General features: G+C 69.3%; 21 protein-coding genes and 1 CRISPR repeat array. Of the genes, 7 read left to right on the top strand and 14 right to left on the bottom strand.

Annotated elements, in window-relative coordinates:
* The first annotated feature begins 5 nt into the window (after window positions 1-5).
* The 4 genes from HNR07_RS30415 to HNR07_RS30430 are packed head-to-tail and all read left to right on the top strand — an operon-like array spanning window position 6 to window position 3,719.
* On the top strand, window positions 6-1,091 hold the full coding sequence (locus tag HNR07_RS30415) for a FecCD family ABC transporter permease (protein WP_246420587.1): 1,086 nt from the start codon (window positions 6-8) through the stop codon (window positions 1,089-1,091).
* The gene (locus tag HNR07_RS30420; protein ID WP_184369379.1) at window positions 1,088-2,158 is read left to right on the top strand and encodes a FecCD family ABC transporter permease; all 1,071 of its coding nucleotides are present in this window, start codon (window positions 1,088-1,090) and stop codon (window positions 2,156-2,158) included. The genes HNR07_RS30415 and HNR07_RS30420 overlap by 4 nt, the downstream gene beginning before the upstream one ends.
* Entirely contained in the window at window positions 2,155-3,036 is an 882-nt protein-coding gene (locus HNR07_RS30425; protein WP_221318983.1) for an ABC transporter ATP-binding protein, read from the top strand. Before HNR07_RS30420 ends, HNR07_RS30425 begins: the two co-directional genes overlap by 4 nt.
* A complete protein-coding gene (locus HNR07_RS30430) occupies window positions 3,033-3,719 on the top strand; it encodes a (2Fe-2S) ferredoxin domain-containing protein (protein ID WP_184369382.1) in 687 nt (228 codons plus the stop codon). Before HNR07_RS30425 ends, HNR07_RS30430 begins: the two co-directional genes overlap by 4 nt.
* Before the next feature lie 130 nt (window positions 3,720-3,849).
* Here HNR07_RS30430 and HNR07_RS30435 read toward each other — a convergent pair whose 3' ends face one another.
* The 6 genes from HNR07_RS30435 to HNR07_RS30455 form a co-directional block, all read right to left on the bottom strand.
* Window positions 3,850-4,056: a hypothetical protein gene (locus tag HNR07_RS30435; protein ID WP_184369385.1), complete on the bottom strand. Its 207-nt coding sequence runs from the start codon at window positions 4,054-4,056 to the stop codon at window positions 3,850-3,852.
* Between the two features lie 33 nt (window positions 4,057-4,089).
* On the bottom strand, window positions 4,090-4,245 hold the full coding sequence (locus HNR07_RS30440; RefSeq protein ID WP_184369389.1) for a hypothetical protein: 156 nt from the start codon (window positions 4,243-4,245) through the stop codon (window positions 4,090-4,092).
* 197 nt (window positions 4,246-4,442) lie between these two features.
* Window positions 4,443-4,784: a CRISPR direct-repeat array (repeat unit 29 nt; unit sequence CTGCTCCCCGCGCACGCGGGGATGGACCC).
* 53 nt (window positions 4,785-4,837) lie between these two features.
* The gene (locus tag HNR07_RS35325; RefSeq protein WP_184369392.1) at window positions 4,838-5,320 is read right to left on the bottom strand and encodes a hypothetical protein; all 483 of its coding nucleotides are present in this window, start codon (window positions 5,318-5,320) and stop codon (window positions 4,838-4,840) included.
* The gene (locus HNR07_RS30450) at window positions 5,317-5,829 is read right to left on the bottom strand and encodes an ATP-binding protein (RefSeq protein WP_184369395.1); all 513 of its coding nucleotides are present in this window, start codon (window positions 5,827-5,829) and stop codon (window positions 5,317-5,319) included. Before HNR07_RS30450 ends, HNR07_RS35325 begins: the two co-directional genes overlap by 4 nt.
* Window positions 5,830-5,936: 107 nt before the next feature.
* The gene (locus tag HNR07_RS35765; RefSeq protein WP_281387212.1) at window positions 5,937-6,068 is read right to left on the bottom strand and encodes a hypothetical protein; all 132 of its coding nucleotides are present in this window, start codon (window positions 6,066-6,068) and stop codon (window positions 5,937-5,939) included.
* An 86-nt stretch (window positions 6,069-6,154) separates the two neighbouring features.
* Window positions 6,155-6,688 carry a hypothetical protein gene (locus HNR07_RS30455; protein WP_184369398.1) on the bottom strand — a complete coding sequence of 178 codons (534 nt, stop codon included), beginning with the start codon at window positions 6,686-6,688 and terminating at the stop codon, window positions 6,155-6,157.
* A 443-nt stretch (window positions 6,689-7,131) separates the two neighbouring features.
* On the opposite strand from HNR07_RS30455, the gene HNR07_RS30460 reads away from it, so the two are divergent.
* Window positions 7,132-7,971 (top strand): helix-turn-helix domain-containing protein, encoded by an 840-nt coding sequence (locus HNR07_RS30460; protein ID WP_184369402.1) that lies wholly within the window; start codon window positions 7,132-7,134, stop codon window positions 7,969-7,971.
* A gap of 2 nt (window positions 7,972-7,973) precedes the next feature.
* On the top strand, window positions 7,974-8,162 hold the full coding sequence (locus HNR07_RS30465; protein ID WP_184369405.1) for a DUF397 domain-containing protein: 189 nt from the start codon (window positions 7,974-7,976) through the stop codon (window positions 8,160-8,162).
* Between the two features lie 91 nt (window positions 8,163-8,253).
* Here the strand turns inward: HNR07_RS30465 and HNR07_RS30470 are convergent, their stop codons facing one another.
* From HNR07_RS30470 to HNR07_RS30500, 7 genes are all read right to left on the bottom strand, one after another.
* Window positions 8,254-9,843 carry a polyamine aminopropyltransferase gene (locus tag HNR07_RS30470; protein ID WP_184369408.1) on the bottom strand — a complete coding sequence of 530 codons (1,590 nt, stop codon included), beginning with the start codon at window positions 9,841-9,843 and terminating at the stop codon, window positions 8,254-8,256.
* Between the two features lie 82 nt (window positions 9,844-9,925).
* Window positions 9,926-10,354, bottom strand: a complete 429-nt coding sequence (locus HNR07_RS30475; RefSeq protein ID WP_184369411.1) for a DUF350 domain-containing protein — start codon at window positions 10,352-10,354, stop codon at window positions 9,926-9,928.
* A gap of 76 nt (window positions 10,355-10,430) precedes the next feature.
* Window positions 10,431-10,802, bottom strand: coding sequence for a hypothetical protein (locus HNR07_RS30480; protein ID WP_184369413.1), 372 nt, complete (start codon window positions 10,800-10,802; stop codon window positions 10,431-10,433).
* Between the two features lie 12 nt (window positions 10,803-10,814).
* Window positions 10,815-11,327: a DUF2617 family protein gene (locus tag HNR07_RS30485; RefSeq protein WP_184369416.1), complete on the bottom strand. Its 513-nt coding sequence runs from the start codon at window positions 11,325-11,327 to the stop codon at window positions 10,815-10,817.
* A 7-nt stretch (window positions 11,328-11,334) separates the two neighbouring features.
* Complete coding sequence (locus HNR07_RS30490) at window positions 11,335-11,934, bottom strand: DUF4178 domain-containing protein (RefSeq protein ID WP_184369419.1); 600 nt, start codon at window positions 11,932-11,934, stop codon at window positions 11,335-11,337.
* A 409-nt stretch (window positions 11,935-12,343) separates the two neighbouring features.
* Window positions 12,344-13,198, bottom strand: a complete 855-nt coding sequence (locus HNR07_RS30495) for a sulfurtransferase (protein ID WP_184369422.1) — start codon at window positions 13,196-13,198, stop codon at window positions 12,344-12,346.
* 89 nt (window positions 13,199-13,287) lie between these two features.
* On the bottom strand, window positions 13,288-13,743 hold the full coding sequence (locus tag HNR07_RS30500) for a hypothetical protein (RefSeq protein ID WP_246420589.1): 456 nt from the start codon (window positions 13,741-13,743) through the stop codon (window positions 13,288-13,290).
* A gap of 231 nt (window positions 13,744-13,974) precedes the next feature.
* Here HNR07_RS30500 and HNR07_RS30505 point away from each other — a divergent pair.
* Window positions 13,975-15,173, top strand: a protein-coding gene (locus tag HNR07_RS30505; RefSeq protein ID WP_184371482.1) for an IS3 family transposase whose coding sequence is annotated in 2 segments (ribosomal slippage) — window positions 13,975-14,218 and window positions 14,218-15,173 — 1,200 coding nt in all. Because the reading frame shifts where the segments join, the coding sequence is not laid out codon by codon here.
* Between the two features lie 9 nt (window positions 15,174-15,182).
* Here HNR07_RS30505 and tnpB read toward each other — a convergent pair.
* Window positions 15,183-16,244, bottom strand: coding sequence for an IS607 family element RNA-guided endonuclease TnpB (tnpB, locus tag HNR07_RS30510; protein WP_312894022.1), 1,062 nt, complete (start codon window positions 16,242-16,244; stop codon window positions 15,183-15,185).
* Window positions 16,245-16,392 lie beyond the last annotated feature (148 nt).

Here is a 16,392-nt window from a genome sequence, read left to right on the forward strand (position 1 = left end):
CCGCGATGACGACGGTCACGCCCGCAGAGGAACGAACCGCGGGGGGTGCGGGCCGATCCGGCCCGACACCCTCCGCCCGCTCCGGTGTGCTCAAAGGCGGTTGGAGCCGCGGCCTCGGCCTCGTCGCTGCCACGGCGGCGCTGGTGGCCGCCGCGTTCGGCTCCGTGCTGATCGGCAACTACCCGGTCACCCTCGCCGACGTGGCCGCCGCCCTCAGCGGCAGCCCCGAGAGCGACGTGGAGCGGATCATCCTGCACATCCGCGTCCCGCGCACCGTCACCGGACTGCTCGCCGGAATCGCGCTCGGTGTCGCCGGAACGGTCATGCAGGGTCTGACCCGCAACCCGCTGGCCGAACCAGGGCTGCTCGGCATCAACTCCGGTGCCGCCCTGGCGGTGGTGCTGGCGATGGCCGGTTTCGGGATCACCGCCACCGCCGGCTACCTGTGGTTCGCCTTCGCCGGGGCCGCCGTCGCCGCGGTCCTCGTCTACGCCCTCGGCTCGCTCGGCCTCGGCGGCGCCACCCCGGTGAAGCTGGCCCTGGCCGGTGCCGCCTTCACCGCGCTGTTCGGGGCGGTCACGTCGATGATCACCCTCCAGGACTCCTCCACGATGGACGACTACCGGTACTGGGTGGTCGGGTCGCTCACCCGGTCCGACGGCACGGACCTGAGCGTCGTGGCGCCCTTCCTCCTCCTCGGGGTCGTCCTCGCCGTGGCGCTGACCCGGACGCTCAACGCCCTGGCGCTGGGGGACGACCTGGCACGCAGCCTCGGTACCCGTCTGTGGACCAACCGTGCCGTCGCGGCCCTGGCCGTCGTCCTGCTCGCCGGGGGCGCCACCGCCATCGCGGGCCCGATCGGGTTCGTCGGCCTGGTCGTGCCGCACGTCGCCCGGATGATCACCGGCCCGGACTACCGCTGGGTGATGGCGTGGACGGTGGTGCTCGCACCGACACTCCTGCTGATCGCCGACACGCTCGGCCGGATCCTGCTCCAACCCCAGCAGCTCCAGGTCGGGATCATCACCGCCATCGCCGGGGCGCCGTTCTTCCTCTACCTGGTCCGCAACCGAAGGGTGATCGGCGTATGACCGGCCTGCTTGGCCGCGGACCGACCCGCGACACCCTCCTGCTGTCCCCGGGCCGGGGAGCGGTGGCCTTCCGGGTCAGCCGTTCCTCGGCTCTGCTCACCGCCGCGGCCGGGACCGCCGCCCTGGCGGTGGCCACCGTCTCCCTCACCCTCGGGGTGTTCCCGATCGGGGTCGGCGACGTCCTCACCGTCCTCGGCGGCGGGGGGACCCTCATCGAACGGGACATCGTCCTGAACGACCGCCTGCCCCGGGCGCTCACCGGACTCGGTGTCGGTGCGGCTTTCGCCCTCTCCGGCGCCCTCCTGCAACGGATCGCCGCCAACCCGCTGGTGAGCCCCGACGTCATCGGGATCAACTCCGGTGCCGCCATGGGCGCGCTGGTCGTACTCCTCATCCTGGGCGGCAGCGGCCTGCAACTGGTCCTGGGCGCGCTGTTGGGGGCCCTGCTCGCGGCGGTGCTGATCCTGCTCATCGCCTACAAACGCGGACTACACGGGTTCCGGCTGGTCCTGGTGGGGATCGGTGTCGCCGCGATGCTCTCCTCGGCCACCTCCTACCTGCTCACCCGGGCCGACATCAACCGTGCGATGAGCGCCGCGGCCTGGCTGACCGGCAGCCTCGCCAACCGCGGCGGCCTGCACGTGGCGATCATCGTGACCGCCCTGGCGGTGACGGTCCCGGTCCTGATCGTCGGATCGCGGCACCTGCGGTTGCTCGAACTCGGCGACGACCTCACCCGGACCCTCACCGGTGCGGGCCAGGGCCGCAAGGTGGTGCTGCTGCTGGTGGCGGTGGTCCTCGCCGCCCTGGCGACCGCGGCGGCCGGTCCGATCGGCTTCGTCGCGCTGGTGGCGCCGCAGATCACCCGCCGGATCCTCGCCGAGCGACAGGTCGGTCTCGCACCGTCCGCCGCCGTCGGCGCCCTGCTGGTGGTCAGCGCAGACCTGGCCGGTCGGCTGCTCTTCGCGCCGACGGAGATGCCGGTCGGTGTCCTGACCGCCGTTTTCGGAGCCCCTGTCCTGCTCTACCTGCTGGCCCGCGCACACCGGATTGGAGCCGCCGGATGACCGATGCCGCCGCGTCCACCCAGAACCCCGACCCCGACCTCGAGCCCGCGCCCGGTCCCGGCCCGGAGCCGGGCCACCCGATCTCGATCGCCGCGGAGGGACTGAGCCTCGGCTACGCCTCCTCGGTGGTCGTCGACCGGGTCACCACCGAGCTCCCGGCCGGCCGGATCACCGCCATCGTCGGGCCCAACGGCTGCGGCAAGTCCACGCTGCTGCGCGGTCTGGCCCGGCTGCTGGGACCCCAGCGGGGCCGGGTGCTCCTGGACGGCGACGAGCTCGCCTCGATGTCCGCGCGTACTCTCTCCCGCCGCCTCGGCCTGCTGCCGCAGCAACCGGTCGCACCCGACGGGATCACCGTCGCGGACCTGGTCGGCCGCGGCCGCCACCCGCACCAGCGCTGGTTCCGGCAGTGGGGCGCCGCGGACGAGGAGGCGGTGGCCGCCGCGATGGCGGCGACGGGCGTCGACCAGTTCGCCGAGACCCCGATCGACCAGCTCTCCGGCGGCCAGCGCCAGCGGGTGTGGATCGCCCTGGCCCTGGCCCAGGAGCCCGAGGTCATGCTGCTCGACGAACCGACGACCTACCTCGACCTCGCGCACCAGCTCGACGTCCTCAACCTGCTTGCCGCGCTCAACCGCCGCCTCGGGCGCACCATCGTGCTGGTGCTGCACGACCTCAACATGGCCAGCCGTTTCGCCCACCACCTGGTGGCGATGCGGGACGGGACCCTGGTCACCCAGGGAACCCCCGCCGAGGTCGTCACACCGGGCACGGTCCGCGAGGTCTTCGGGGTGGCGGCCACCGTCATCACCGACCCGGTGGCCGGCACACCCCTGATCCTGCCGCACCTGTCCGCTGACGCGGAGGAGGCCCGATGACCGCCCGGGTCCTGGTCGGGATGTCGATCCGTGAGGCCAACGCCGCCGATGAACTGGGGGCCGCCGCCAAGGCCGCCGACGCCCGGCTGGCGTTTCTCCAGGTCGCCGGCCCCGCCCTGTCGACGGTGCTGACCGAGCTGGCCGACGCCGGTGCCGGGCGGATCGAACTGGTCGGTGTCGCCCTGGGTCGCCTCGCCCCCGGACACTCCTGGCTGCGCCGGGTCGCCGGACACTGGTGGCGTGAACGCGGGGCCGGCGCGCCCGAGGTCGTGGTGGCCGCCCGCCTGGTCGGCCCGGACGTCGCCGTCCCCGGTGCCCTCGCCTCCGCCCTGGAGACGGTCCGCCCGATCTCCGGTACCGAGGCGCCGGTGACCTCGGCCGCGTGGGAGGAGGTCCCGGGGTACCGGCGCCACCTCCTGGTCTGCCGCGGGCCGCGGTGCAGCGCCCGCGGCGCCGAGGAGACCTGGGGCGCCCTCGCCGCGGGCCTGTCCCAGCGGGACCTGGGTGACGACGACGTCCTGATGACCGCCACCGGCTGCATGTTCCCCTGCAACCAGGCACCGGTGGTCGCGGTCCAGCCCGACGACGTCTGGTACGGCGGCATCGGCCCCGGCCACGCCGACGAGATCATCGACAGCCACCTGGTGGCAGGCGAACCCGTGGAGGGCACCCGGATCCGGTGACCGGAACCGCCCTGTGGCTCACCCCTGCTGACCTGGGGGGTGAGACCGGCGCACGCGGGGAGGGGCCGTCGCACGGCGGCATGCTGTTCACGCGCCAAGGGCCCGCCTTATCAGTGAGAACGGGTTGCCATCACCTTCGGGGCTGTGTGTGAGGGGTGGACCACAGGGGGGTGTCGGGATGGTGCAGCCACACGGTCTGGGTGTGGTGGAGGTCGACGGTCAGGCCGAAGTCCGACACTGCTGGTTGCTCCCTGGTCTGCCAGTTGTGCCAGGTCTGGTCGGCCTCGTCGGCCAGGTGTCGTTCTCCGGCTTGTTCGACGCGGCCGTCGGCATGCACGCGTGCCCAGGAGGGGCAGGTGGTGGAGGCGATTCACACGTGCGGTTCGGTGGCGCTGGGTTCCATCCGGAAGCCGAAGGACCAGTCGGGCATGAGCAGGGAGAGCAGTAGGGCGGCCTTTGCGTCGAGCCATTTCTGGCGGGGGGCTTCGGGCGCTTCTCGGGTGGACTCGGGTGCGGCGCCCGGCACGGGCGCCGTTCGCGCTCCCTCGCCAGGTCTGAGGAATGGTGTTCTTCGATGCCTTCTTTTCCCTGACTGGAGAGCAGTAGGTTGGTGTGGATGGTTGCTGGAGGGTGGGCTTTTTGAGTGATTTGTCTTCGGTGTCCAAGTGCCAACAACTTGCAGATTTGGGCCCCTTGGCGCTCTAAATCCGCAGGTCACCGAGTCTGCTCCCCGCGCACGCGGGGATGGACCCCCATCCAACGGGGGTTGGCCCTGAGCGATGGCCTGCTCCCCGCGCACGCGGGGATGGACCCTACCAGCACCAGGCGGTGTTCGAGTACGCCTACTGCTCCCCGCGCACGCGGGGATGGATCCTCCGCATCCGCAGACAGCCCATGCTCCTCACGCTGCTCCCCGCGCACGCGGGGATGGACCCGGTGGCCACGGCCAACCAGGCGGTGGCCCCGCCTGCTCCCCGCGCACGCGGGGATGGACCCGGCCTGCCCCACCCCCTGTGGCTGCTCCCGTTGGGGATGGCTGCTCCCCGCGCATGCGGGGATAGGCCCGGCGTGATGTACGCCAGGCCCCCTTCTTGAACGCTGTGCTGTGGCTGTGGTGGTCAGAGCGGCGGGAGCCCGGACTGGAAGACGGCCTGGCCGAGGACTTGGGTGGTGCCCTGGGCCAAGAGCAAGGTCGTGCTGATGGCCACAGCGGGCCAGCCCCACCAAGAGCGCGGCGCCCGGTGACGACCCCGGGCAGGCGTCGCGGGGGCGTCGTTCAAGGCCGCGAAAGCCTCTTCCAGCCGCTGGGCTTCGCGCTCGGCCTGTTCGCGGCGTTGGCGGTCGACCTCGAACCAGTGCGGGGTGGGGCCATGTTTGAGCATGTGGGCCACTCGGGGGTTACCTTCCATCTGGCGGAGTAGCCGTGCCTGGCGTTCGGAGTGGGTTTCCGGTGTGCTGAAGTACGGGCCGGAGTGGCGGTGTTCCCGGGGTTCGGGTGGGGCGGCCAGGGGACGGTTGGTGCCGGGTCGGGAGAAGCGGTTGCCCCGGGGTGCGGATAGCCGCTGGCGCACCCCGGAACTCACCTGACGGGAGCCGGTCACCGGTTGGCCTCGGGGAGGGTGAACTCGGCCCAGGTCACGGTGCCCAGACCCTGGCAGAAGGGGAAGTCCATCACGGACCGGGTCCCCCAGCGGTCGGCCAGGTGGCCAATGAGCAGCAGACCCCGGCCGCGCTCCACCTCGGCCCATTCCTCCACCGAGTGGTCCGGAGTCTGCGGGGCCTGGAACTCGGCGGTGTCGGTGCGCTGGCCGTCGTCAACGATCGCGACCTGAATCGTGCGGGTGGTGGGCATGTGCAGGGTGCGGATCACCCGGCCCTCGACGTCCTGGCCCGAAAGCGTGTGGTCGACCGCGTTGGCGAACATCTCGCTGGCGCACAGCACCAGGTTCTCGGCCGTCTCGTTCGGGAGTCCGGCCAGGCGGTTCAGGTCGGCGGCCAGGTCCGCGCGCACCCGGCGGGTCTGGGCCAGGTCACCCGGGTAGAGGCGCGAGGACCAGCGGCGTCCCGTGTAAGGGGGTGTGGGGGTGAGGATGTTTGACACAATGGCCATGTCGGCAACTCGCTTTCGTTGAAATCCGTTGTTGGTTGTCGGCCTGCTCTGGGGGTGTTGTCGCACCCGCCAGAGCTTTTTCGTGGGCGCTGAACGGTTCGTAGGGTTCAGCGTGTGGCGGTGATGGTGTGCCCGCAGTAGCGGCAGGTCGCGGTGGTCGTGTTGCCGCGTTTCACGGGTGGTTGGTCCGGGATGTAGTCGTGGCCGTTGCGGTCTGAGCAGCGCGTTTGGTTATCCATCGCACCCGTGTCCTGGGGGCCGCGCGCCCGCCGAAGCTGAGGAGGAGGACCGCAGCGGGCGCGCGGGGTTTTGGGTGTGCTGGTTGTCAGGTGAGGGGTGGGTGGGGGCCGTTGGTCTGGTCGATCCCCAGGATGCGGCAGCCGAGCAGGCGCAGGAGCTCGTGGCGGGTGGGCGCGGTGATCCGTTCGAAGGGGTCGCCCAGGCCCGTCCAGCCGATCGGGCGGCGGGCGAGGTAGACCTCGTGGGGCGGCTGGCCCTCGATGGTCAGGTTCCAGTGCTTGTAGAGGAGCGGGCACAGGATGTGTTCGGGAATGGGCAGCTCGTCTTCGGTGGGCGGGTTCGCCTGGGAGGGGCGCGGCAGGCTCGCCCCGTCACCGCCGACCGCCCTGAGCGCGCGGGGCGGGTCGGGGTGCTCGGTGATGGCCTCGTCGATCAGCAGGGTGGCCAGCTCGGAGTCCCTTTCCTCACAGGCGAGTCGCAGGGCTTGTCGGATCAGGGGGAGCCGCTTTCGGAGGGTGTGGGAGTGCCACTCGGCCAGCTGGGCTGGGGTGAGGTGCGCGGGAGGTTGGAGGGCCTCCTCAGCGACGGTGAGCAGGTCGTCGGTGTAGATGTCCGGCATTAGGCCGCCGCCCCCAGCCGTCGCAGCCCCGCCAGGAGCCGCTGAAGGATCAGCAGGGGCGCGGTGTCCAGCGGTCGGCGAGGTGCCGGGACTCGCGGAGGGCGGGGAGCGCACAAGGGCTGCCCCAGGATCAGGTTTCGAGGAGCAGGGGCGTAGCTGCGCACACGGCTGGCCCTGCGGGGGCGGCGGTTACGCATCGCTTCGGAAGCCAAGCAGCGCACATGCGCCAGCTCAGACAGATTCAGGTATCGCGCCATAGCGGACTCCTGGTGCTCAAGTGCCGGGTGGGAAGCCCCGCGGGGAACTGAATAGAGTCCATCATGAAACTTGGATTCTAAATGTGCAAGGCCTGGAGGCTAATTTTGGCCCTAGTGTCCGGTATCCATGTATGCGATTCCCAAAATGTCCCGTGTTGGCCTGTCAGGACTTACGATCGGGGCATCATGGCCACCAGGTACTCACCCACGATCCGACGTCGCCGACTGTCTGCCGAGCTCAAACGCATCCGTCTGGCGGCTCGCATGACAAGCGAGGAGGTCGCCACCGCCGCGGAGCTGAGCCGCTCCACGTACTCGAACATTGAGAACGGGTCCAAACAGCGGCCCAGGCTCATTGAAGTGCGGGCGATCCTCGCTGCATGTGGAATCAAGCCAGGCAAGGAGTATGAGGAGATTCTCGACCTGTGTCGCCAGGCCTTGGACCGCGGCTGGTGGTCTCGGTACAAGGACGTGCTCGCAGCCCGCTACGTGGGTTTCGAGACAGAGGCAACCTCGATCCACACCTGGGAACCCATCATGATTCCCGGGCTCCTCCAGACCCCGGCATACGCTGAGTTGATGGCCCAGTCTGTGCTGACCCGGCCGGAGGAGGTCCAGAGGGTCGTAGACGCTCGGGTCGCTCGCCAACGGATTCTGGTTGATGAACCGCCTGAATTGTGGGCGATCTTTGATGAGACTGCTTTGGGCAGGCTGGAGCACTACCCACAAGTTCGCCAGGCACAGATCGCGCACCTCCTGGAGATGGCGCAGCAGTCCACCATCACAATTCAGATGACTCGGGCAGACCGACCCAACATGGGTAGCGGGGGCCCGTTCGTGATCTTGGACTTCCCGGACCCGGTCGATCCGACGGTGGTCTATCTGGAGACCGATACTGACGGCCTTTACCTGGAGGAGCCCGATGAGGTCACCCGGTACCGATCAGTGATGAATCACCTGCGCCTGGCTGCTCTTCGGCCAGATGAGACGATGTCCTACCTGCAACAACAGACCGAGAAGAAGTAACGATGCACTCAGTTCCCACTGACCTGTTCTTCCGCAAGTCCTCCTACAGCCAGCCTCAGGGCGGCAACTGTGTTGAGGTCGCCGAACTGCCCACCGGGGCCGCTGTGCGCGACACTCAGAATCGTGCTGCTGGGCACCTGGCCTTCGAATCTCAGGAGTGGGCGGCTCTGCTGTCCGCTGTGCGCCCATAGCGATACCACAGCTAGCCCTCACAAACCAGAAGACCCCTGCCAGGTGCTCAAGTTCTGATGGGGGTCTTTGGCGTGTCCGTCTCAGTCCGGGTCAGTAGCCGCGCCAGGCCTGGCGGTCCTGGTGGTAGCCGATGATCTTCGGATGCATCATCGTGGAGGCCTCCACCTCGCCCTCCCGGCGGTCGACCGGGAAGACTAGCGCCGCCCGCAACAGCGCATCGTCCAGGAAGCGCAGCTCGGGGGCGTCGTCCGCGAGGGTCAGGTCCGGGGCCCCTTCTCCTTCGCTGGTGGAGGCACCAAGGTAGAACCCCCAGTTGCCGAAGGTCGGCACGTCCACGTTGTACGGAGTCACCGAGATCCCGGCCTCCTCCAGCGAGTGGCGCACGCTCCAGTACGCGTCCGGGGCGAAGAACGGTGAACCGGCCTGCACGACCACCCGCCCCTCGGGCTCCAGGGCCTGTTCCAACAGCGCGTAGAACTCGACGGTGTACAGCTTCGACGTACCCACGTCGGTGCCGTCCGGGAGGTCGGCGATGATCACGTCGAAGTCGTCCGGGTTGTCGCGCAGCCACTGGAACGCGTCGGTGTGGACCACCTCCACCCGCGGGTCCTGGAAGGAGTCCCCGTTGAGCTCGCGGATCACCGGATCGGTGGAGGCCAGTTCGATGACGGCCGGGTCCAGGTCCACCAGGGTCACCGATTCGACGTCGTCGTAGCGCAGCAGCTCCCGCAGGGCCAGGCCGTCGCCGCCGCCGAGCACGAGCACGTCCTCGCGGGGGCCGTCCATCGCGGGGTGGATGAGCGCCTCGTGGTAGCGGTACTCGTCGAGGGTGGAGAACTGCAGGTCCCCGTTGAGGAACATGCGCACGTCCCGGCCGTCCAGGGACCTGGTGAGCACGATCTCCTGGTACTCGCTGCGCTCGGCGTACGAGATCGGGTCCCGGTACATGGCCTGCCGGGCGTCCACCTCGAACTCCTCGGCGAAGTAGTAGGCGAGCCCCAGCACCGCCACGATGAACATCAGTCCGAGGCCCAGCCCCGCGTAGGCCAGCCGGGTCAGGTCCGAGCGGAACAGCCACAGCACCACGGCCACACCGATGACCGCGTTCAGCAGACCGACCATCAGCGCGCCCTTGGGCAGACCGAGGAGCGGCAGCAGCAGGAACGGGAAGGCCAGACCGCCGATCAGACCGCCCACGTAGTCGGCGGCGAACAGGTCCGCGACCGCCTCGGACGCCTCCTGCTTGCGGATGCGCTGGATGAGCGTCATCAGCAGCGGGATCTCGATACCGATGAGCGTGCCGATGACGAACGCCAGCAGCACCAGCGTGGGCTGGTAGGCGGCGGCCGACAGCCAGGCGAACGACCCGTACAGCAGCAGCACCGACAGACCGCCGACCAGCGACAGCAGGCCCTCCACCACCGCGAAGGACAGTGCGGGCCGGGCCTGGTACCGCTTGGACAGCAGCGAACCCACACCCATGGCGAACACCATCACGGACAGGACCACGGAGGCCTGCGTGATGGTGTCGCCGAGCAGGTAGCTGCCGATCGCGACCAGCGCGAGTTCGTACACCAGGCCGCAGGCGGCGCAGATGAACACCGCCAGCAGAACGAAGAACCGGGCCGCGCGCGGCGGAACCGGGAGTCGGGGCCGCGCGTGGGCCGTGGTCTCGCTCAAGGTACTGCTTTCTCAAGGAAGGAAGGGCTGGCCCCGGCTCCGCCCCGGTGGGAGGACAACGCCCCGGTGAGGAGCGCGCCCGCTAGGAGATGGCGGCGGCCACGACCAGGGCGATGGAGACGTGTGCGGTCGCGCTGACCCACGTCGCCGGGTGCCATTCGTTGTTGCTGATCATGTGGCTGATCTTGCCCGGGGTCATCAGGTCGATCAGCAGGAAGGACAGGCCCATCACGACCAGACCGATGAGGCCGAAGATCGACGCGGACAGCAGTCCGGGGCCCAGACCCAGCTCCGAGTAGCTGGACAGGATCGCGGAGACGACCACGATCGCCGCCCCCAGGGTGTTGGCCGACACCAGCAGGATCGCGTTCGGGTTGCGCTCCTCCCAGATCAGCTTGTGCAGCTTGCCGGGGGTGAGCAGGTCGGTGATCAGGTAGCCGAGCAGCATGATGACCGTGCCGACCACGCCGTAACCCAGGGCGTAGAGGGAGCTGGTGAGGATCTCGTTCATGGCCTTGTCCGTAGTGAGGGTACTTCGGGAATCGGGGGGTGAACTGCGCGAACAGTTCAACCCCCGACTCGGCAGACTACTTGCCGAAGCCCGATCCCCCGCCACGGCTGTCGCTCCCGCTGCCGCCGCTGTTGGAGTTGTTGCCTCCGCCACCGCCGCCGAATCCGCCGAAGAAGAAGAACCCGCCGCCACCGCCACCGCTGCGCCCGTTCTCGCAGTCGTCGTCCGGAGTCGGGCTCGGCGTGCTGCCGGACGCCGAGGTGGTTCCGGTGGAGTTCGACGTGCCGGACGTGGACGTGCTGGACGTCGCGCTGTCACGGGGCTCGCAGTCGGCGCTGTTGCCGCCGCTGGAACAGGCGGACAGCAGGATCAGCAGTGCGGTGGCCCCGCCGATCGCGGCCATCTTGTGTCGTGGAGCGTTCGCTCTTCGGGTCTCGGTCGTGGCCATGTCGGCCTCCTCTTAGAGGGTCAGGGTCGTGGTCGTCGTCACCAGTTCGTCGCTCTGCGGGTAGGCGTGCCAGGTACGCCAGCGCAGTGACGACCCGCTGCCAGAGGTCAGGTGCAGCGCGGTGATCGCGAGTGGGTCACCGGGGAAGGCGACGAGCAGCCCGCCGGGGGAGTCGGAGGTCTGGTCGTGGACCTCCGCCACCCGACGGGTGAGTTCGGCGCGAGGCAGCGACTCGACGGTCGAGTCGAAGCGGTAGTCGCCCACCCCAGGCAGAGGGTGCTCGGCGTTGCCGGGTAGCCGACCGGGAACCCCCGGCAGACAGGCGACCGTCTCCACCAGCTCCCCTGCGTCGGACGCGGGCCGCAGGACGACCTGGTGGGAGGCGCCGAGCACTCGGAGTTCGACCTCCAGGCCCGACACCGTGACGGTACGGACGGCGAGGGGTTCGACCAACGGGTGGTTCAGGGTCCAGACCAGGTCGTCGGCCTTGGTGTCGACGAAGGGGGCGCTGATGCTCGCGCGCATGTGGGCATCAGCTCCCGGGGAAGATCGTGAAGGTTCCGGCGTGGATCTTCTCGCCGGTGCTGACTTCCCAGCTGCCGTGGTCGAAGCGCTCGAAAGCCAGCAGCTTGCCGTCCTCTGACTCGTAGTCGGCGTAGTCCATGCCGCCCTCGGCCTTGAGGCCGGTGGTGCCCTCGGAACGGTAGGAGCCGGAGCCCTTCTCCTCGAGCTTGTAGGTGACGCCCTCAAGCTCGATGGTCTTGCCCTGGGGCACCATGGTCAGGTCCGGGCGGCCGGTCCACAGGGCCAGCTCGACGTCGGGGTCCTCCTCGACGGAGAGCCAGCGCTTGCCGCCCTCGACCTCGAGGAAGTGCTCGGACCAGACGTAGCCGCCCTCGGACAGGCGCAGGGTGCCGCGGATCCAGGTCCGCTCGTTTCCCCAGTCGATCATGTCGCCCGCCTTGAGGTTGCGCGGGTCACCGGCGGTGTCCGTGGTGGACGAGGCGGCGAAGGGGTCCTGGGGCGGCGGGGGCGGGGTGTCCTGCTTCTGGGCGCTCGAGCGCTGCTTGTAGATCAGGTATCCGATCACGATCGCGGCGATGAGTATCAGTAGCAGCAGGAGTTCGATCACCAGTGTTCCTCGTTTCGCGGTGAAGCACGTCTTTTGTTCCCGGGGCCGGGCAATCCTACTGCTCGGTCTGACGCCGGCGCGGGCGTTGTGGTTCCGGATTCGTCCGGATCCGGACAGGGGAAAAGGTGGCGGTGAGGGAACTTCTCGCGGGGGCAGGGTGGTGAAGGACCAGCATAAATCCGGATCTTTCGGACCGGTGTCCTGCTCCCCAGCCTAGGTGGTTTTCCGGACCCTGTGTGGGGTGGCCGAGTACGCGCCCGAAAACGGACGGAGCCCGTGCGCGCGGCACGGGCTCCGTGGGGTTCGGGGTAGCTGTTGCGGCTGCTGTGGCGCTTGTGTTCCCGGCCCTTGCCGCTCCAGGCCGTGGTGTTCCTCGCGGCGCTAGGGATGTGTCTGTGCGGGGCCGGGGTCAGGCCAGCGGGTCGCCGGTCTCCAGCGGGAGGGAGTCGTCCCCGCCCCACCGGCTCCACGAGCCCGGGTACAGGCGGGTGTTGGCGAACCCGGCGTGCTCCAGGGCCAGGAGGTCGTGGCAGGCGGTCACCCCGGAACCGCAGTAGGCGGTGACCGTGCGAGCCGAGTCCGCGCCCAGGGCGGCGAAGCGCTCGCGCAGTACCTCCGGGGCGGCGAGCAGGCCGTCCGGGGCCAGGTTGGCGGGCCACTCGGCGCTGCGCGCGCCGGGGATGTGCCCGGCGCGCGCGTCGACCGGCGCGGGCTGTTCGCCGGTGAAGCGGCCGTACACCCGGGCGTCCAGGAGGAGGCGGTCCGGGGCGGCGAGCTCCCGCTGCAGCTCCTCGGTGCTGACCAGCCGGTCGGCGGGCCAGGGGAGCGCGGTCCTGTGCACCGGTTCGGCGGTGACCTCGCCCTTCTCCAGGTCGCCGGTCCAGGCCGGGAGGCCGCCGTCGAGGAGGGCGGCGGAGGTGCCCAGGACCCGCAGCATCCACACCAGGCGGGCGGCGACCGAGCCGCCCGCGTCGTCGTAGACCACCACGAGGGAGTGGTCGCCGATACCGAGGCGGCCCAGGGTGCGGGCGAAGTCGGCGGCGGCGGGCAGCGGGTGGCGGCCGCCTTCGGCACTGGCGGGCGCGGCGAGGTCGGCGTCCACGTCGGCGTGCACGGCCCCGGGGATGTGGCCGTTCAGGTAGGCCTCGTGGCCGGAGCGGCCGTCGAGGTACCAACGGGAGTCGACGAGCACGACCTCGTCGCGGTGCTCACGGAGCCAGGCGGCCGAAACGGCCACCGGCAGGGACAGCGTCTGATCGGACATGGCGCCAGCCTAGTGAACGCGGGTTCCGGAGGGTTGCCGTACCCCGACGCTCAGTGGTGGAGCCCCGTGTTCAGGACCGTGGAGGAAACTCAGCGGCGCAGGCCTGTGCGGTCGGGTGCACGGCCTTGGTCCTGGCCGTAATCGGGGGAGTGGCGGTAGGCCGAGGGGTGGAAGGCGGCCACGGCCAGGCCGGTCAGCAACGGGACCGAGAGCCACAGTTGGTACCAGAACACCGAGCCCAGGTCGGACCAGGGCATGGTGGCCACGGCGGCGGCAGCCACCACACCGATTCCGAACGTCATCGCGCCCCGGGGCACGTACAGGGATGAGGCGGGCAGGCCGTTCAGGAACAGCCGGGCCGCGAGGAGGGCGGCGCCCACCAGCCACAGGGAGAGGAAGATCTGGTGCCGTGCGGGGTCGGGGACGACGGAATCCCAGGCGGAGAGGGTCAGACTCACGCCGATGACGAGCATCACGGCCCCGCCCACCACTGAGGGGGTGACGGTGGGCCGACTGAGGGCTGGGGTTCGGGTTGGTGCCTCCATAGACACACCCCATGCCCGGAAGATGCTGATCTATGTCTTCCTGGGTCAGATCGTGTCCTACCGCTGCTGATTTTGCAGTCAAACATCAGCATCCCGAACATTTCTGCCCGGAAGGTCCGTGCTGGTGTCACCACAACCTCGGTTGGGTGCCCCGACGACGGTTGATCTTGCTTCGGTTCGGTGGACAGGTGTCCGCTTTCGGATACTTTGTCATTGAACGAGGAGATTGAAGTGCCCAAGACCCGCCCTGCGTACCCGCCGGAGTACCGCGATCAGATCATCGCGCTGGCCCGCTCCGGCCGTAGCCCCGAGGACCTGGCAGCTGAGTTCGAACCCTCGGCCCAGACGATCCGCACCTGGATCAATCAGGCCAAGATCGACTCCGGCCAGGCAGAGGGCACCACCAGCGATGACAAGGCCGAACTGGCCCGCCTTCGCCGAGAGAACGCCCAGCTGCGCGAAGAGCGCGAGATCCTGCGCAAGGCCACGGCTTTCTTCGTCCGGGAGACCAGTCGGTGATGTTCCGGCTGATCGACGAAGAAAAGACACGCCACTCCGTCTCCCTGATGTCCCGGCTGCTCGGCGTATCGCGGCAGGGCTACTACAAACACCACCACCGAATCCAGGACGGCCCCACGGCCAAGGAACGCTCCGACGCTGACCTGTCCGAGCGCATCCAGGGCCACCACGAGCGCTCCCGCGGCACCTACGGCTCCCCCAGGCTCCAGGCCGACCTGGCCGAGCTCGACGGCATCCGCGCTGGACGCAACCGCATCACCCGGCTGATGCGCCGCCAGGGCCTGGTCGGGGTCCACCGCCGCACCGGCCGCAAAAGCCTGACCTCCCAGGACCGGATGGCCACAGCCCCACCGGATCTGGTCGGTCGTGACTTCACCGCCCATGCCCCCAACACCAAGTGGAGCGCGGACATCACCTACGTGCCCACCGACCAGGGGTGGGTGTACCTGGCGGTGGTGATGGACCTGTTCTCGCGCCGCATCGTGGGCTGGGCGATGGCCCCTCACATGCGCGCCGATCTGGTCTGCGACGCGCTGGCCATGGCGGTGACCGCCCGCCGTCCCGGTCCGGGGCTGATCCATCACTCGGACAAGGGATCGCAATACACCAGTCTGGCCTTTGGTCGCCGCTGCGAAGAGGCAGGGATCGCTCCCTCGACGGGGCGGACGGGGTCGTGTTACGACAACGCCGTCACCGAGAGCTTCTTCGCGTCGTTGGAGACCGAGTTGATCGACCGCACCCGTTTCGCCACCAGGGCGGATGCGGAGCGGGAGGTGTTCTCCTATATCGAGGGGTTCTACAACCCCTGGCGGCGGCATTCGGCCAATGGTCAGCTCAGCCCGGCTGAGTATGAACGTCGCCACACCGAAGTTGCTCAAGACAGGCTTGCGGCGCTGTCTCAGGCCGCGTAAAACCCCAGCTCACAGGTGTCTACCGAACTGAAGCAACATCATCCCGTACTCCCGGGCCAGGCTGGTGGTGAGCTGGTGGATGGCGTCCTCGCGTAGGTTCGCCACCCGATGGTGCACCCGGTTGCGCTCAGTATTGGCCTTGACCCACCGCCTGGACGGAGCCTGTCCGGTGCGTCGGTCAGGGCCCCGGCGGCGGGAGACCCGCCGGGAGGCCTGGCGCAGGTGCTTCAGCTCACCGTTCAGATGACGGGGGTTGGCAACGTGCCGCACCCCGCCCTCGGAATCAGCCACCACCGCCAGGGATTTGATGCCCAGATCCACCCCGGCCACCGTCTGTGGGCGGGACGGGGTGCGGGTGGTGCGTGCGATCTCGACCTGGAAGGAGACCTGGCACCGCCCCCGCCGATGGGAGACGGTGGCTGACAGGATTCGGGCTGTGCCGTTGGCCAGACGGCGGTGGAGCTTGCGGGTGTTCTCATGGGTGCGGATGCGCCCTACCACGGGCAGGACCACGTGGCGGCGGTCCTCCTCCAACCGGATGGCCCCGGTGGTGAACCGGCAGGCCAGTAGGGAGCGGTGCTTGGACTTACGGCGTGGTTGACCCATCCGAGGGCCCTGGCGTTCGCCCCGTTTGGACTGGGTGTAGGCGTCGAACGCCGCGGCCGCATGGGCCAGGCCGGTGTTGTAGGCCTCCTTGGAGTTGTCGGTCCACCACCCGGCGAACCTGGGGTCGGTGTGCTTGGTCGCGTTGAACGCCTTACACAGCGAGGGCAATGACCAGGACCGCCAGGGGGTGAGGGCGTCCTCGGCGATGCCGTAGGAAGTCTCAGCCTTGCGCTGCTCCCAAGAGGCGGGCACGTGGGAGATGGCCCAGTCATAGGCCGCCCGGGCGGCCCCGCAGTGCGACCTGAGCCGCTGTTCGGTTCGGGCTCCGGGGTCCAGAGCGAACACGAACGCTTGGACCACGTGCCCGGGGCGGGGCTCGAACCCCCGCTTGACCCGCTTCTTCTGCTTCTCCTCACGCTCAGGCCCGGTCTGCGGCCCGGTGTGTGGTTCGATGGCCGTGTTCACAGGGTTCACCCCCTCCCCAGCGCTGATCGTTCAGGTGTTCGATGTGAAACGCTGGCGGGCCAGGTCGGGGCGTGTACGCCGAATGCGACAACTCGCCGATCTTTTTCCCGGGGAGGAAGGCCCACGCCCCAGACCCTGGTCTCGGCGG

The sequence above is a fragment of the Nocardiopsis metallicus genome, assembly GCF_014201115.1.
GTDB classification, from domain to species: Bacteria; Actinomycetota; Actinomycetes; order Streptosporangiales; family Streptosporangiaceae; genus Nocardiopsis; species Nocardiopsis metallicus.

Coding starts and splice junctions, on each gene's coding strand:
- HNR07_RS30415 (WP_246420587.1), top strand. CDS start 6: ATGACGACGGTCACGCCCGCAGAGGAACGAACCGCGGGGGGTGCGGGC.
- HNR07_RS30420 (WP_184369379.1), top strand. CDS start 1,088: ATGACCGGCCTGCTTGGCCGCGGACCGACCCGCGACACCCTCCTGCTG.
- HNR07_RS30425 (WP_221318983.1), top strand. CDS start 2,155: ATGACCGATGCCGCCGCGTCCACCCAGAACCCCGACCCCGACCTCGAG.
- HNR07_RS30430 (WP_184369382.1), top strand. CDS start 3,033: ATGACCGCCCGGGTCCTGGTCGGGATGTCGATCCGTGAGGCCAACGCC.
- HNR07_RS30450 (WP_184369395.1), bottom strand. CDS start 5,829: ATGGCCATTGTGTCAAACATCCTCACCCCCACACCCCCTTACACGGGA.
- HNR07_RS35765 (WP_281387212.1), bottom strand. CDS start 6,068: ATGGATAACCAAACGCGCTGCTCAGACCGCAACGGCCACGACTACATC.
- HNR07_RS30455 (WP_184369398.1), bottom strand. CDS start 6,688: ATGCCGGACATCTACACCGACGACCTGCTCACCGTCGCTGAGGAGGCC.
- HNR07_RS30460 (WP_184369402.1), top strand. CDS start 7,132: ATGGCCACCAGGTACTCACCCACGATCCGACGTCGCCGACTGTCTGCC.
- HNR07_RS30465 (WP_184369405.1), top strand. CDS start 7,974: ATGCACTCAGTTCCCACTGACCTGTTCTTCCGCAAGTCCTCCTACAGC.
- HNR07_RS30475 (WP_184369411.1), bottom strand. CDS start 10,354: ATGAACGAGATCCTCACCAGCTCCCTCTACGCCCTGGGTTACGGCGTG.
- HNR07_RS30480 (WP_184369413.1), bottom strand. CDS start 10,802: ATGGCCACGACCGAGACCCGAAGAGCGAACGCTCCACGACACAAGATG.
- HNR07_RS30485 (WP_184369416.1), bottom strand. CDS start 11,327: ATGCGCGCGAGCATCAGCGCCCCCTTCGTCGACACCAAGGCCGACGAC.
- HNR07_RS30495 (WP_184369422.1), bottom strand. CDS start 13,198: ATGTCCGATCAGACGCTGTCCCTGCCGGTGGCCGTTTCGGCCGCCTGG.
- HNR07_RS30500 (WP_246420589.1), bottom strand. CDS start 13,743: ATGGAGGCACCAACCCGAACCCCAGCCCTCAGTCGGCCCACCGTCACC.